Raw genomic sequence first — 13950 nt, forward strand, 5'->3', positions numbered from 1 at the left:
TCAAACTCAACGCAAAGGATGCTGCTATGAGTAAATATATTATTGGATTGTTGTTTTGTTCTTTTTTATCTCTAGCCAAAGGCAACGCTCCGGCTATTCAACTTGCAACTGTCTATCAAGCGCAAGCAAACATTTCTCAGTATCTAGTCAGCGAAAAATATGATGGTGTCAGGGCTATTTGGACTGGTAAAGCTTTGCTCACCCGTGGTGGTATTGCGATTAATCCCCCCAGTTGGTTTACCGCCGAGTTACCTGGCGTTGCTCTTGATGGCGAACTTTGGATTGGTTATAACCAGTTTGCACAGATCAGTGCGCTAGTAAGAACGCATAACTCAACGTCTGAACAATGGCGTAGCGTAAGCTATCTCGTTTTTGATGCGCCAAATGCCAATGATATTTTCTCAGAGCGCTATAAAACCTATAAAGATCTGATAGATAAAATAGCTAAACCACATATTAAAGCGGTTGAGCAGCGCAGCTTTGCAACCAAACCTGAGCTAGATCGGTTTTTTCAACAAGTGCTAAATAAAGGCGGTGAGGGCGTTATGCTACATCATCAAAACGCTATTCATATCAATGGTCGCAGCAGCAACTTGATGAAATATAAGCCCTTTGTTGACGAAGATGCTATTGTCACCGGTTACTCCCCCGGTAAGGGTAAATATCAAGGCATGGTAGGCGCATTGGTGGTGAAAAATAACGATGGAGTGATATTTAAATTAGGTTCAGGACTGAGCGATAAACTCAGGAAAAATCCACCGCCTATTGGTGCGGTAGTCAGTTATCGTTTTCAAGGGTTAACGAAATTTGGTAAGCCAAGGTTTGCGCGTTTTTTACGGGTAAGATACTTATCGTTGGAGGAACAAGGCGGTGAGTATTCACCGCCACAGGATTAGCTTTCAGCTCGACCCATAAACTTAGTTTCAGTCGTATTGATTTTCACTTTATCACCGGTTGAAATATGCTCTGGTACTTGGATCACTAAGCCTGTTGTCATGGTTGCAGGCTTGGTTCTGGCACTCGCCGATGCGCCTTTAATAGACGGAGAGGTTTCTTCAATCACTAACTCAACACTAGAAGGTAGATCTAAAGAAACAGGCACACCTTGTACAATAACGATAGATAAACCTTTAGTTGACTCATCAATAAACAATATTTGCTCGGCAATTGAATCTTTATTGATGTGGTAAGGCGTGTAGTCTTCCTCATCCATAAATACGTATTCGTCACCATCTACGTAAGAAAGCATAGCTGGACGACGAGTGAGATCGGCAAGCGTAAGCATTTCGTCCGCTTTAAAAGTTTCGTCTACTTTGCTGTTATCAACAACATCGTACATACGCATACGATAAAGACTACCGCCCGCGCGACCTTGAGGCACTGAGCGTTCAATGTCTCTAACAATCATAACTCGACCATTGTAATCAATGGCAGCGTGTTTTTTTATTTCACTAGCCTTAGGCATGGTATTTTCCTAACTATTTATGTGGTGCAATCATACCACTTTTATGTTGCTTAAGGAGCTATAGTAATGACTAAGCTGACATAACTATATTCCGTATAATGTTTTCATCTGCGCGTAAGTCACGCCAAAGTTTTGAGTAAACCAGTTATTGACGAAATCGTTCTCGGGGTTGAGTCTGGCACATCGTAATATATTTTCGCCTTGATCTGTGCCCAGCGAGTGACCGCAAAAATGCTGTTCCCAAGTAGCATCAAGGTCAGCAATAAATTTAGTCGTGAGCTTATCAAATGCATTTTGAGATAGGCTGTTTAAATCTAAAAAATTGGGTTGCAGCGGTTTGATATCTAAGCGCTCAAAGTCAGCTTGATGCGAGCGAGTTTTATTTTGTTTATTTTCGCTTGCACTACCATTAATGTAACGTCGCGATAATGACGCCTTATAACTAATATCCAAATCAAACTTTTCGTCATAGATTGTTACTGGATAAGCGAACTCTTTTGTTTCTTCCACAGTATGAGTCTTACCGGGATCGCTAGGATCTGGTTTTTCAACTTCGAGAGTATAATGTTTACGCTGGACAAATTGGTTCATAGCTCGATAGTAATCTGCGTCAATATCCAGCTCTAATATAAGGTCTTGACTACCATTGGGGCTAAACCAAAGACTTTGATTAAACGCACGATTTAAGGAAGATACAAACGTAGCATATTGTCCTTTAATGCTATTGCCATAATGTAGGTCCAAATCTACGCGCTCTTTGATGTACATGGAGTCATAACGGGATTGATCTTTACTGTCTACACTCAGTTTTTTAGGTGTTTGCCAGGCTAGACAATATTGTTCGGTAAAGCTTTTTAAAAAATGACGCTGCCCTTTTACTCGGTCACTCAGTTTATTGCACTGTTGCTTAGCTCGGCTTAAGAGTGTTTCGTAATATCGGCTTAAGATACTACTCAGCTGCGCATTGTCGATTAGATATCGATAGTTGTATTCAAATAGTTTGAAGCGATCAGGGTAGGGCGTTGTGGCTAAAATCCTTGCTTCATCTTGCAGCCATTGTCTTGCGTAGTCCAATTCCTCGCGTTGGGTATTGGCAATCGCACCGTTTGGCTTTACCTGCCACTGCGCCTGATTACGTACAATTTCTTCCAACCGGTTGGCAGCTGCTGTGTGATTGTTTGCCAAACGTAACATACGCACATCGATTAGTCCTTTATCAATGAGTTTATCGCGCGCCAGCGTTAAGCCTTGTTTGGCTTCTAAGTCTTCAGGATCTTCGGCTAAGGCTTGTTCATAGTATTCGGCTGCCTGTCGATACATACCGGCTTCATAAAGTTTATTCCCTTTATAGACAAGGGATTTACAACCTGAGATAGCGAGAAGTAAAGCGCAGATAATAGCGGTATTCTTTGTCATTTTTTAATCCGTTCGAATGCTCGTTCTTTCCGTTGTTACACAATATCAGTTCCAGTCAATAAAAGGGCTAAGTAGGAGTTTCACACTCCATCTGAGAACTCATTGATAGCACGCTGAAATCGCTGGGACGATACATGTGGTTAATTGAGAACACTAAATAATGCCATAATATACCGCGTTCTTTGCATTTCTACATCAAGGAATTGTGACGATCTGAAAAGTTTGGGAGTTATTCAATAGGTAAGGGAGTACCAAAATGGTTGGTACGCCCTATATGAACCTTAAGCCATTGAATTTATGACGCTTGATATCTTAATATCATTAAGCACAACGGTTGTAGCACGCTTAAAAAAGTAAAGTCGGTAGCGGTTGAGCTGGTGTATGCACCCATCATAGCCGTAACTAATAGATCGCCATTTCTAGTTTAGGCAACTCAATTGCTTCACTAATCACAGTCAATACTGTCGCCTTGCCACCATTAGTTAAACTAAGGTGATGCACTCGGATTGGCTATCTGCAAGAAGCAACGAAATATTAAGAAGGAAAGACAACTTGAGCAAGAAAAAATAGAAAGAGAAATTTTTATAATATCGATAAAAAATGCCGGTCAAAAACCGGCATTTTAAAACTTAATTGGGTTGGGGGAGTTAGAACACAACAGTTATGGTTGTTGAGCAATTAACAGTACTGCCTTGCTCACAAACTTGGTAGCCGTAGGTACCGCCACCTTTACCACTGATGATATCTGTATGGCTATTATCATTGCTGGTTGTGACAATTTGACTACCATTACGATAAATATCTACCTGTGATGTAGCAGCGCCAACCCAGCTTAGATCCACATATTTGTCACCACGTTGCTTGTAAGCTGATGCGGAAAGTTCAATAGTCGGGGTAGGATCGGTGCCACCATTGTCGTCACCTGAACAGCCGTTTGCTGTTAGGTAGGCGTTGGCATCAGCTGCTTTAACGATACCATAGCCAAAGTACGGGTCTTTGCCGGCAGCGCCTTGGTCTTCTGCAGTGGCTTTAAATGCGCTACGGATCTCTTCACCAGTACAACTAGGGTGGTTTGACCATACCAGAGCTGCTAAACCAGCGACTGCAGGAGTTGCCATTGATGTTCCACTCATATAGCCGTAATCACTGGTGCCAATATTTATCGTTGCTGAAGTAGCGTTCATCAGAGCGCTGCGGTCTTCAAGTGCTGCACCTACAGCTGGAATACTAGTTGTGTTGGTTTCACCTAGAGTAGCATACAACATACCAGCTTCGTTGTTGACAATAACCGCACCGACACCACCTGAGGCTTCGCAGTTTGCTACCTTGTCATGGAATGAGATGTTACCACGGTCTATTAAACACACTTTACCGTTGGCAGCACTATCGGTTGCTTCAGCTGTGCCCATGAAGTAGAAATCAGCAGTAGCATTACCGCTATTTTCCATCGCAGAGCTAGCAAATGCTACGCCATCAGCACTCAGGCTAGCGGACGTAGCCATACCGGCAGGGTAAGTAGAAAGCGTATCGACGCCGCCTGCTGTTACCTCAACACAGATATGTTCGTCTTCGGTGGCATTTTTTCCTTTACCTGAAGCACAGCTTGGGAATTGAGAAAAATCAGCAATTTGGTTATCGGCGTCGTTGGCACCAATCATCATTACCGATGGATAACCTGCTGGGTAAGAGCGCACATTGTTGCCATCATTACCTGCCGCTGCAACTACTAAACCACCTGCATTACGGAAGCTCTCAAATGCGTTTGATTCGGTGCTATTTGAACCACCACCTCCCAAGCTCATGTTGATGATGTTTGCACCTGCTTGTGCACAAAGGTTTGCTGCGTGAGCCAGATCCGAAGAATAACCCCAGCCGGCCGCGTTGAATACTTTGATGATATGCATAGCAACACCAGGTGCCATACCAACAACGCCAAGATTGTTGTCCGCGGCACCGATAGTTCCAGCAACGTGAGTACCGTGTGGTCCACCATGTTCATACCAGTTACCCGTACCGCTATCGTTATCACCGGTGATGTTACCCCAAATGAAATCAGGGTTTGACTGGTCTAAACCAGAGTCAATTACACAGACTTTCATGCCAGCATTGGCATCAAAAGTCACTTGATCTGCCTGTGATTGATATACAGCATAGGGAGTAAGTTGCTGTTGCATAGGGTTACCCGCATCATCGTTGTAGATCCCCAGTGGGTAACGTTTTTGATCGACTTCAACGAGTTTAACGTGAGGGTTATTCAACAGTCCCTTTACTTGCGTCAAATCTTTACCTGAAAACGTTGCGGCAAAGAATCCATCACCGTCTACATGCAGTTCTGCACCAAGTTGTTTAGCAAGCGCTTTTACCACCCCTTTTTTTGTGTTGTCGACTTGGATAACGTAACGGTCATCAGTTGCTTGTGCTTGTGTGGTGGCGCAAGCGCCAGCGATGAGAAGTGCCCCAGTTAATTTACTTAATTTCATTATTATTATCTCTGTTACATTGCGTGAATATTGAAGTTAAGAAATCATAACAATTTCGTAACGATGGCTAGGATATAACCAATTTGCTGAAGGGGTAAAGAGTGAACTATTCAAAATTATTAAATTAATAAGAATAATTAATTACATTTATATAATTTAAGTGAATGAGCAGAAGTCTAAACATACATACGTTTTATTGTTTTCGGGACAAAAGAAGCGTTTTAGGTACGTTTGGTCGTTTTAGGAACTGATTTACTAATAAAACTAATTTTCATTTGTTTAATTAAACACAGTAATACTTGTGTGCACATCCTGCCGTTTGGGTGATTCGTTGACATATTTTGGACCGCAAGTGAGCCGTTGACCGTTTTTAAGTCGCACTATGTAATTGGTGCTTGCGCTTGGATGTTAACAATATAAAAAGAAAGGGTGTAACAAGCAGTAAGTGCAAAGCGAGTTGTGATGGCGCGATTAAGTTCAACGTGAGGGTGGATCCAGCTAATAGTCCAGCGCCACTCATTTGCATCACACCTATCAATGCCGATGCGGTACCTGCTTGCTTGGCAAAGCCAGAAAGGGCCTTTCCTGCCGCAGCGCCAAGTGTGAACGCAAAGCCAGTGGATGCTAAATACATCGGGAGCATAAAATGTAGGGCGTGGGTTTGTGGTAACAAGAGCAAACTCAGTCCGGCGAATGTAAACAGAGATAGGCCAAAGATCAGCGATTTTTGCGAGTTTTTCTTAATAAAATGAGGAGCGACAAAGCTTGCGATGATACTCATTACTGCATTACCAGTAAACCACATGGTAAAGTCACTCACAGAACCTTGTAGCTGAGCCATTATCCATCCTGGTGAGGCAATAACAAATACCAGCATTGCAGCCATACCAAGTAAAGTGATGAGTGAGTTAAATATAAAAGTAGGATCAGAGAGCATCGGTGTAAATCGACGTAGGTCTAATATGTGGCCATTATAATGTGTGTCGCTGGGTCGTGTTTCAGCATAAAAGACACAAAACACGAGCAGTCCAAAGGCTGAAAACCCAAATAAAAATAAGAAATTGGCATGCCAATCAAAAGTGACTGTGAGCCAAGCACCTAAAATAGGTGCTAAAGCTGGAATAAAGCAAACGATACCATTAAGGTAGGTGATCATTTGACCACTGCCTTTATGACCAAAACTATCTCTAACGATGGCAAACGCACAAACGAAAGTTGCGCAAGCACCCAAGCCTTGGAACACTCGAGCAATCATTACTGAAGACCAGCTGGTAGCTAAGCTTGCTAATAATGCTCCACAAGCAAACAGTAAAATACCAACTAAGGCTACTGGCTTTCGGCCATATTTATCAGCTAAGGGACCTGCGATAAGCTGACCCAATCCTACCGCGAGCATGTAAATACTAATGGTTTGCTGAATAAGGTTTTCACTAACCCCCAAACTGTTTTGCATATCAACAAAAGCTGGTAAGTAGATATCGATACCTAAAGGGCAGAAAATTACCAGTAGTGCGAGTACTGCAATGAGTGTTTTTGGGGTTGAGTGTTGAGTCATGGGATCTCCTTTTGCGGCGTATTGTATTGCGCAATAGGAAAATTAAAAGGACAAACAGCCTATTTCTGATAATTCTATTTAATTTTTGACTGAGATGTCGAAATACCGTGATGAATAGCAATAAAGGCAGCTTGTCTAACTGGTCAGATGTGTTATCTTTTTCACAGTTTCAAATTTAATTAAGGTATTTTAATGACAGCTCCACTATTAAAAATATATAAAAGAATGACGTGGTTACCTTTCGGTAAGTGGTTGTTTAGTAAAGCCGTTTGTAGAAAAGCGCCCTATTTTGGCACCATCAAACCTCGCATTACCCATTTGACACCAGGTGTTTGCAAGGCATCAATGCCAAACAGAAAATCGGTGCACAATCATATTGGAACTGTCCACGCTATAGCGCAATGTAATCTCGCGGAACTTTGTGCAGGGGTTATGGTGGATGCAACGATTAATCACAAAACACATCGTTGGATCCCAAAGGGGATGTCTGTCCAATATCTCAAAAAAGCCGAAACCGATTTACATGCTTGTGCAAAGATTGACTACCCAAGAAACTGGCAAGATAAAGAAGAATTAATCGTGCCTGTAGAAGTTTTTGATACGTATGGTGAAAAGGTATTTCACGCAGACATTAATATGTACATATCAGCCAAGCGTTAGGATGATTGCTGTTCAATAGGGGTGACGTTTGAAGCGCCCTTATCGCTATCATCAGTGTGAGTAAATTTTCCATCTACACTCGCACCAGCCTCTATCACCAAGGTCTCATGTTTAATATCACCGATGACTTCAGCGCTTTCTGCTAGGGTGACGTGTTTGGCTTGGATGTCTCCTTCAACTTTCCCAAGTACGATCAGCTGTTGAGAACTAATGTTGCCTTTAACACTGCCTTGTTTGCCAATGGTGAGCTGCGCGACACGAAGATTTCCTTCAACAACGCCATCAAGCTGCAGTTCACCATCACAATCGATATCGCCAGTGATTTGCGTATTGGGTGAAATTAATGCCGGAATGGTTTGTTTACTACTTTTAAATGGGCTAAACACGGTTGCCTCGCAAAGCGCTCTCGATGACGATTACTCGTTACCGAATGTTCGCGCTATTTTGATTGGGTTTAAGTGTTTTTTACCCTGAATTACTTCATAGTGCAAGTGTGTACTGGTACTTCGACCTGTGCTTCCCATCAACGCGATGACTTCTCGCTTGCTCACTTGTTGCCCTTTTTTAACTTTTATTGAGCTCAAGTGACCGTAGCGAGTGATAAAACCATTGGCATGTTGAATCTCTATAAAGTTGCCATACCCCCCGTTTCTACCAGCCTTAGTTACCGTTCCAGCGGCTGGGGCGAGGATTCTCGTATTGCGCCAGCCTGCTAAATCGATCCCTTTGTGGTAAGCACGGCGGCCTGTAATGGGGTCTTTACGATATCCAAAACCACTAGAAACATAATATTTCTCTTGTTCAACGGGCAGGGTGTTAGGTAGTAATGTCACCATTGAATTTAAAGATGCGTATAGCGCTAGGTTATCAACAGTATTTAGGTAAGTCTCGTCGACAAGCGACAAATCAGCACTATTATAGGGACCACCTTGCGCTTCATTAGAGCTGACTATTTTTATACCTGTCGCATTGAGTGAGTCTGCAAGCTGTTGGTTTTTAGTTTCTAGCTGTTGATTAAAGAAATTGACCAACTTGTGCTGTCTTGCTTCTAAAGAGCTAGCTTGAGGGGCAAATTTGCCTTCATCTGTTGTTGCTTGTTCCTCAACTTGAGGTGTATCTGTTGCTCGCTCGCTTTCGTTTAGTTCGACGCTATCGACTACAGCTTCCAGTACCGAGTGTTGTTGAGAAAGTTGCTCTAGTTGCTCGACTTGTTTTTGGATGGTGATCTCTAAAGTGTGTTTTTCACTCTGCCAAGCTTGTTGTTCTGTAACTAAATCTGATTGGCGCTGCTGTAATGATAAATTCGCTTGGTGAAGCTCAGAGATATACCAAGCAATAGCCCCAAACGCCATTAATATAAGCAGAACAGCAAATGCTTGAAGCCACGCAGGTAGACGCAGCATAGACACTTTACCATTTTGTCTTAGCAATAGTTGTGTAGGCTTAAACAGCGTTGAATATAGGCGCTTAATTACTTGCAATTGATGTATCCAAAATTCTTGTAGCGGTTCACTTTAACAATTTTTAGTCAAAATGCCAGTTTTTCACAGCAAAAAAGGGCATGAAAATGTCATGCCCTTGATTTGGAAACAAATTAAATTTGCTTATTTTGCAGGTAAAACTGTACCTTCTACACTGCCAAAGCCAATGCGGTTAAATCCGTCAGCTTCACACCAACCACGCATGATGACTTTGTCACCATCTTCAAGGAATTTACGTTCCTCACCGTTAGCCAGAGTGATCGTTTCTTTACCGCCACGAGACAGTTCAAGTAACGAACCTGCTTCTTCGTGCTCAGGACCTGATTGAGTGCCTGAACCCAACATATCACCTGGAATAAAGTTACAGCCGTTCACGGTATGGTGTGTAACCATTTGTGCCACAGTCCAGTAACTGTGCTTAAAGCTTGACTCAGATACTTTGCTAGGAGCAGCGTTTTCTGCACGCATTTTTTCTGTTTCAATAAGCACATCCATGCGGATGTCGATGGCGCCAGATTCGCGGTTCTCAGCTGACTCAAGATAGTCCAGCGGCTGAGGATCGTTTGCGTCACGGTGCCACTGAGTACGGTACGGAGCAAGCGCTTCGGTCGTAACCACCCAAGGAGAAACCGTTGAAGCAAAGTTTTTCGCTAGGAATGGGCCCAGTGGCTGGTATTCCCATGCTTGAAGATCACGCGCAGACCAGTCGTTAAATAGACAGAAGCCAAATACATGGTCTTCAGCATTTTTAATCGCAATGCTGTCGCCAAGCTCATTACCTTTACCAAGATAAATACCAAGTTCTAGTTCGTAGTCTAGGCGCTTACACGGACCGAAAGAAGGTTGCTCAGCATCAGGTGCTTTAGTTTGACCTTTTGGTCTTGGGAATGCTTGACCTGAAACGTCAATGGAAGAAGCGCGGCCATGATATCCAATAGGTACCCATTTATAGTTAGGCAGTAAAGGATTGTCAGGACGGAATAAGCTACCTACCGCTGTTGCGTGATAAATAGAAGTATAAAAATCTGTGTAGTCACCAATGTGACAAGGCAGTGAGTATTCAACATCTGCTTGAGCAACTAAGGCTTTTTCAAGCAAGCTCTGGTGCTCAGAGCCTTCACGTAGCGCCTTTGAAAGCGCAAGACGAAGCGCTGACCAATATGACTTACCCATGCCCATAAATTCGTTTAGCGCTGGTGCATTAGCTGCTTCTACAGCAAGCTGCGCTTCACCTGAGAAGATCTTAGCTTCAGCAACGACTTCAAGATCAAGTACCTGATCACCGATTGCAACACCGCCACGGAACGCTTCAGCGCTACCTTTGCGACGAAAAACGGCAAATGGCAAGTTTTGGATCGGGAAATCGGTTCCCGCTGCATTTGCGCTAGCTACCCAGCTTTTAAGATTAATGTCGTGGGTTTCGTTAATTTGAGACATCGCCTTTCCTTTATATTTGGATTTCCCTGAGAGTTATGGTCAATACCCGGAAACTCAAGGGGAAAAAGTAAGATATTCAGTTTAGCCTAAGGAGTTGTGCTCAGACTAAAACGGCAAAAAGCAGCTACAATTAGCTGCTTTTTCTGACCACATCGAGGTTTAGATTACACCACGACGCTCTTGGTCACGCTCAATTGATTCAAATAGTGCTTGGAAATTACCTTCACCAAAACCACCATCATCAACACGTTGGATCATTTCGATAAAGATTGGACCAAACAGGTTCTTAGTGAAGATTTGAAGCAAGTAGCAATCTTCGCTTTGGCTGTCTACTAGGATTTGGTGCTGCTTGATCTTTTCACGGTCTTCTTTAACCCAAGGTACACGATCAAAGATTGTGTCGTAGTAATGATCAACGATATCTAGTGTTGCAATGTTACTTTGATCAAGTTGGTCAAGAGACGCCACTAGGTCGTTTGTTAGGAATGCTAAGTGCTGTACACCTGGACCGTTGTACTCATCTAGGTACTCATCGATCTGGTTGTTGTTGTCGTCTTTACCTTCATTGATAGGAATAGAGAACGTACCACATGGAGACTTAAGTGCATAAGATAGTAGTGCAGTCTTTTGACCTTTGATGTCAAAGTAACGCACTTCAGTAAAGCCGAATACGTCTTTATAGAAGTTAGCCCATGTTTCCATTGTGCCTTTGTAAACATTGTTTGTAAGGTGGTCAATGCGTAGGAAGCCTTTGTCCTTAACAATGTTTTGCTCTTCAAGATCAACGAAGTCTTGCTCGTAGATTGAACCTTTATCGCCAAATACTTCGATGAAGTAAATTAAACTATCACCGATGCCGTAGATTGCAGGATACGGTAAATCTTTGTGCGTAGAGTCAGTCGCAGGTTTTGCACCGCGCTCTACTGCAACTTCAAACGCTTTTTGAGCGTTCTCTACACGCCAGCCCATTGAGCAAATGGCCGGACCGTGGCTTTTCGCAAATTCTGCAGAGAAGCCGTCACGTTCTTGGTTTAGTAAAAAGTGGATATCGTTTTGGTTGTAGTAAACGATATCTTTATCTTTAAATTTCTTAAGCTTTGAGAAACCGAAGTCAGTGAAAATCTTATCCATGTAATCTGCGTCAGGTGTCGCATATTCAGTAAATTCGATGCCTAAAAGGCCTAGTGGATTGTTTACTTCACTCATTGTTCTACTCCCGCATTAAGCACTGGGTTGCTTGTTAGTAAATGTGTTGAGGATAATTAATCAAAAACGTTCCAAGGGGAAGAGAAGGGCATTATTTAGCTTAGTGCCAAATTGTAAATATGGTTGGACATTCCCTTTCAGGTGTGAACAAAAATGAAACAGGTATTCGCTGCGAAGTGGATTCTTCGGAACGTTTCAATTCAAGAAGCGTATTTTGGCCAGGTAAATATCAGGTTGTTAATTGTAATACTTTGAAATGTAATGGATATTTTGTTATTTCTCTTTTGTTGATATAACGGGAGTTTTATAAGTTTATAATATGGTGTTGCTCCAGTCTGGGGTACTATGCTGTAAAGTAATTGATACACTTTTGTGGCGAGCACAAAAAAGCCGCTCAATGTAGAGCGGCTTTTGATATCAAAAATCGCGTAAATTATTTAACGCCATGCATCAAACGAGTGATTGCAGGAGCTGCAAGGAAGTAGATTGCTGCACCACCTAGACCTAACCATACTAGCTGCATAAATACATCAGAATATTGTATGATTGAGCCAACATCATGTCCAGACTCACCACCACCACTGGTTGCGATAGATGCGATCACACCAGCTAGGTACTGTGCCATTGCAATAGAGAGGAACCACCCACCCATAGCGAGGCCAACTTCTTTTGGTTTCGCCAATTTCGTTACCATCGATAAGCCGATAGGTGATAAACAAAGCTCGCCTAATGTATGTATTAGGTAACATAGTGCAAGCATGTATGCGGGTACTTTACCGCTGGCGTCTTGCATAAATTGAATAGCAAACACTAGAACGTAAAAACCCAGCGCCGCACCTAACAAACCTAATGCGAATTTACGAGGAATTGATGGGTTAGCTTCTTGTTTGTCTAGTTTAAGCCATAGCGAAGCCAGCACTGGTGCAAACAGAATAATGAAAATCGAGTTTGCTGATTGGAATAAGGTGAAATGGATTGTAGTGAATCCAATATCTAGGTTGACATGGTCTTTTGCAAAGAAGTTGAGTGACGACCCCGCTTGCTCAAAGAGTGCCCAAAACACCGTGTTGGCGAGGAAAAGGAGCAACATCGCGATATATCTGTGAAGTTGTACTTTCTCTCCTGACTGGATGCCGCTATATAAAAAGTAAGCGATAAGTCCAAGCATAAGAAAGGCTAACAAGTATCCCAGTAGTGCACTGTTACTGAGTAGATAAAAAGCGGGAACGACTAATAACACGGCGGTTACAGCTACCATCGCAAAACGTGACCAACTGGCTTTTGCAAATTCTGCCTTACCAACGCCGTTGAGCCAGGATTTCTGTAATTGGAATACCATGACGCCAAAAATCATGCCTATTCCAGCTGCTAAGAAGCCATACTGATAACCCCAAATTGCTCCAATAATGGTGGCACAAACGATAGGCGCTAGCGCACCACCAAGGTTAATACCCATATAAAAGATGGTAAAGCCAGAGTCTCGGCGTGGATCACCTGGTTCATAAAGTTTACCCACAATAGTCGAAATGTTAGGTTTAAATAAACCATTACCCATGACGATAAAAGCAAGACCAAACAAGAACGTCGTCAGGTCAGGTGCCATGAGCATAAACATACCGACAGCCATCATTGTACCGCCCAGCATGATGGATCGTTGATATCCTATTAGTCTATCTGCTACATATCCCCCCAAAATGGCGGTCATATATACCATTGAGGTGTAACCACCATAGGTCAAGCTTGCTTGCTTGGCTGCTTCTTCAGCGGTGAGATGATCAAAAAAGGCAATCGCAACATACGGCGCTAATACCGCCCGCATTCCGTAATAACAAAATCGTTCCCAAAATTCAGCCGAGAACAGCATCCACAACCCTTTAGGATGACCTAAAATGGTTGCTGTCTGTGTATTTGAACTCATAATTTTTTCCAGATTAAAATCACAATGTGTTGTTTGGCCTTAATATTATTGTGCTGTTAGGTCGGCTCTAACTGAGCTGAACCTGTCATGCATTTGGAGTGGGTGGCCATTCCCCAAGAAAACATAGAGAGCCTGACTTGACTAACTATGCATTAAAAGCGCGTCAGTATACTCACCCCGCATTACAAGGGAAAGGCTTGTACGACAGAAAGTGAGTAATTTCGTCAAGGATAGCGAAGCAATAAATTAGGGGGTTACTGCAATATTTACAACAGATTTATTCACTTAGCGTGACACACCAAGTCACGAGTAGAGTACTTTGTTTTGATATG

Annotated in this window: 11 protein-coding genes; 2 read left to right on the forward strand and 9 right to left on the reverse strand. The window is 42.7% G+C overall.

What is annotated here, in order from left to right; translation table 11 throughout:
* The first annotated feature begins 26 nt into the window (after window positions 1-26).
* The gene (locus ACSLBF_RS03405) at window positions 27-896 is read left to right on the forward strand and encodes a DNA ligase (protein ID WP_440055217.1); all 870 of its coding nucleotides are present in this window, start codon (window positions 27-29) and stop codon (window positions 894-896) included.
* Here the strand turns inward: ACSLBF_RS03405 and efpL are convergent.
* The 4 genes from efpL to ACSLBF_RS03425 form a co-directional block, all read right to left on the reverse strand.
* Window positions 893-1465: an elongation factor P-like protein EfpL gene (efpL, locus tag ACSLBF_RS03410; RefSeq protein ID WP_440055218.1), complete on the reverse strand. Its 573-nt coding sequence runs from the start codon at window positions 1463-1465 to the stop codon at window positions 893-895. The genes ACSLBF_RS03405 and efpL overlap by 4 nt on opposite strands.
* An 84-nt stretch (window positions 1466-1549) precedes the next feature.
* Entirely contained in the window at window positions 1550-2881 is a 1332-nt protein-coding gene (locus ACSLBF_RS03415; protein ID WP_440055219.1) for a tetratricopeptide repeat protein, read from the reverse strand.
* Window positions 2882-3528: 647 nt separating this feature from the next.
* A complete protein-coding gene (locus ACSLBF_RS03420) occupies window positions 3529-5361 on the reverse strand; it encodes a S8 family serine peptidase (protein WP_440055220.1) in 1833 nt (610 codons plus the stop codon).
* Between the two features lie 370 nt (window positions 5362-5731).
* On the reverse strand, window positions 5732-6916 hold the full coding sequence (locus tag ACSLBF_RS03425) for a multidrug effflux MFS transporter (protein ID WP_440055221.1): 1185 nt from the start codon (window positions 6914-6916) through the stop codon (window positions 5732-5734).
* A 192-nt stretch (window positions 6917-7108) separates the two neighbouring features.
* Between ACSLBF_RS03425 and ACSLBF_RS03430 the strand changes: the two genes are divergently transcribed.
* A complete protein-coding gene (locus ACSLBF_RS03430) occupies window positions 7109-7576 on the forward strand; it encodes a hotdog fold domain-containing protein (protein WP_440055222.1) in 468 nt (155 codons plus the stop codon).
* Here ACSLBF_RS03430 and ACSLBF_RS03435 read toward each other — a convergent pair.
* From ACSLBF_RS03435 to ACSLBF_RS03455, 5 genes are all read right to left on the reverse strand, one after another.
* Entirely contained in the window at window positions 7573-7962 is a 390-nt protein-coding gene (locus ACSLBF_RS03435; RefSeq protein ID WP_440055223.1) for a bactofilin family protein, read from the reverse strand. The two genes, ACSLBF_RS03430 and ACSLBF_RS03435, sit on opposite strands and share 4 nt — an antisense overlap.
* Before the next feature lie 30 nt (window positions 7963-7992).
* Complete coding sequence (locus ACSLBF_RS03440; protein ID WP_440055224.1) at window positions 7993-9057, reverse strand: peptidoglycan DD-metalloendopeptidase family protein; 1065 nt, start codon at window positions 9055-9057, stop codon at window positions 7993-7995.
* A 123-nt stretch (window positions 9058-9180) separates the two neighbouring features.
* The gene (fahA, locus tag ACSLBF_RS03445) at window positions 9181-10494 is read right to left on the reverse strand and encodes a fumarylacetoacetase (RefSeq protein WP_440055225.1); all 1314 of its coding nucleotides are present in this window, start codon (window positions 10492-10494) and stop codon (window positions 9181-9183) included.
* A gap of 159 nt (window positions 10495-10653) precedes the next feature.
* Window positions 10654-11700 (reverse strand): 4-hydroxyphenylpyruvate dioxygenase, encoded by a 1047-nt coding sequence (gene hppD, locus ACSLBF_RS03450; protein ID WP_440055226.1) that lies wholly within the window; start codon window positions 11698-11700, stop codon window positions 10654-10656.
* 433 nt (window positions 11701-12133) lie between these two features.
* The gene (locus tag ACSLBF_RS03455; protein ID WP_440055227.1) at window positions 12134-13618 is read right to left on the reverse strand and encodes a peptide MFS transporter; all 1485 of its coding nucleotides are present in this window, start codon (window positions 13616-13618) and stop codon (window positions 12134-12136) included.
* Between the last annotated feature and the right edge of the window lie 332 nt (window positions 13619-13950).

Source organism: Pseudoalteromonas sp. T1lg65 (genome assembly GCF_051930985.1).
In the GTDB taxonomy this organism is placed as follows: domain Bacteria; phylum Pseudomonadota; class Gammaproteobacteria; order Enterobacterales; family Alteromonadaceae; genus Pseudoalteromonas.

Excerpts from the sequence above, each read along its gene's own strand:
- ACSLBF_RS03405 (WP_440055217.1), top strand. The coding sequence starts at position 27 with ATGAGTAAATATATTATTGGATTGTTGTTTTGTTCTTTTTTATCTCTA.
- efpL (WP_440055218.1), bottom strand. The coding sequence starts at position 1,465 with ATGCCTAAGGCTAGTGAAATAAAAAAACACGCTGCCATTGATTACAAT.
- ACSLBF_RS03415 (WP_440055219.1), bottom strand. The coding sequence starts at position 2,881 with ATGACAAAGAATACCGCTATTATCTGCGCTTTACTTCTCGCTATCTCA.
- ACSLBF_RS03420 (WP_440055220.1), bottom strand. The coding sequence starts at position 5,361 with ATGAAATTAAGTAAATTAACTGGGGCACTTCTCATCGCTGGCGCTTGC.
- ACSLBF_RS03425 (WP_440055221.1), bottom strand. The coding sequence starts at position 6,916 with ATGACTCAACACTCAACCCCAAAAACACTCATTGCAGTACTCGCACTA.
- ACSLBF_RS03430 (WP_440055222.1), top strand. The coding sequence starts at position 7,109 with ATGACAGCTCCACTATTAAAAATATATAAAAGAATGACGTGGTTACCT.
- fahA (WP_440055225.1), bottom strand. The coding sequence starts at position 10,494 with ATGTCTCAAATTAACGAAACCCACGACATTAATCTTAAAAGCTGGGTA.
- hppD (WP_440055226.1), bottom strand. The coding sequence starts at position 11,700 with ATGAGTGAAGTAAACAATCCACTAGGCCTTTTAGGCATCGAATTTACT.
- ACSLBF_RS03455 (WP_440055227.1), bottom strand. The coding sequence starts at position 13,618 with ATGAGTTCAAATACACAGACAGCAACCATTTTAGGTCATCCTAAAGGG.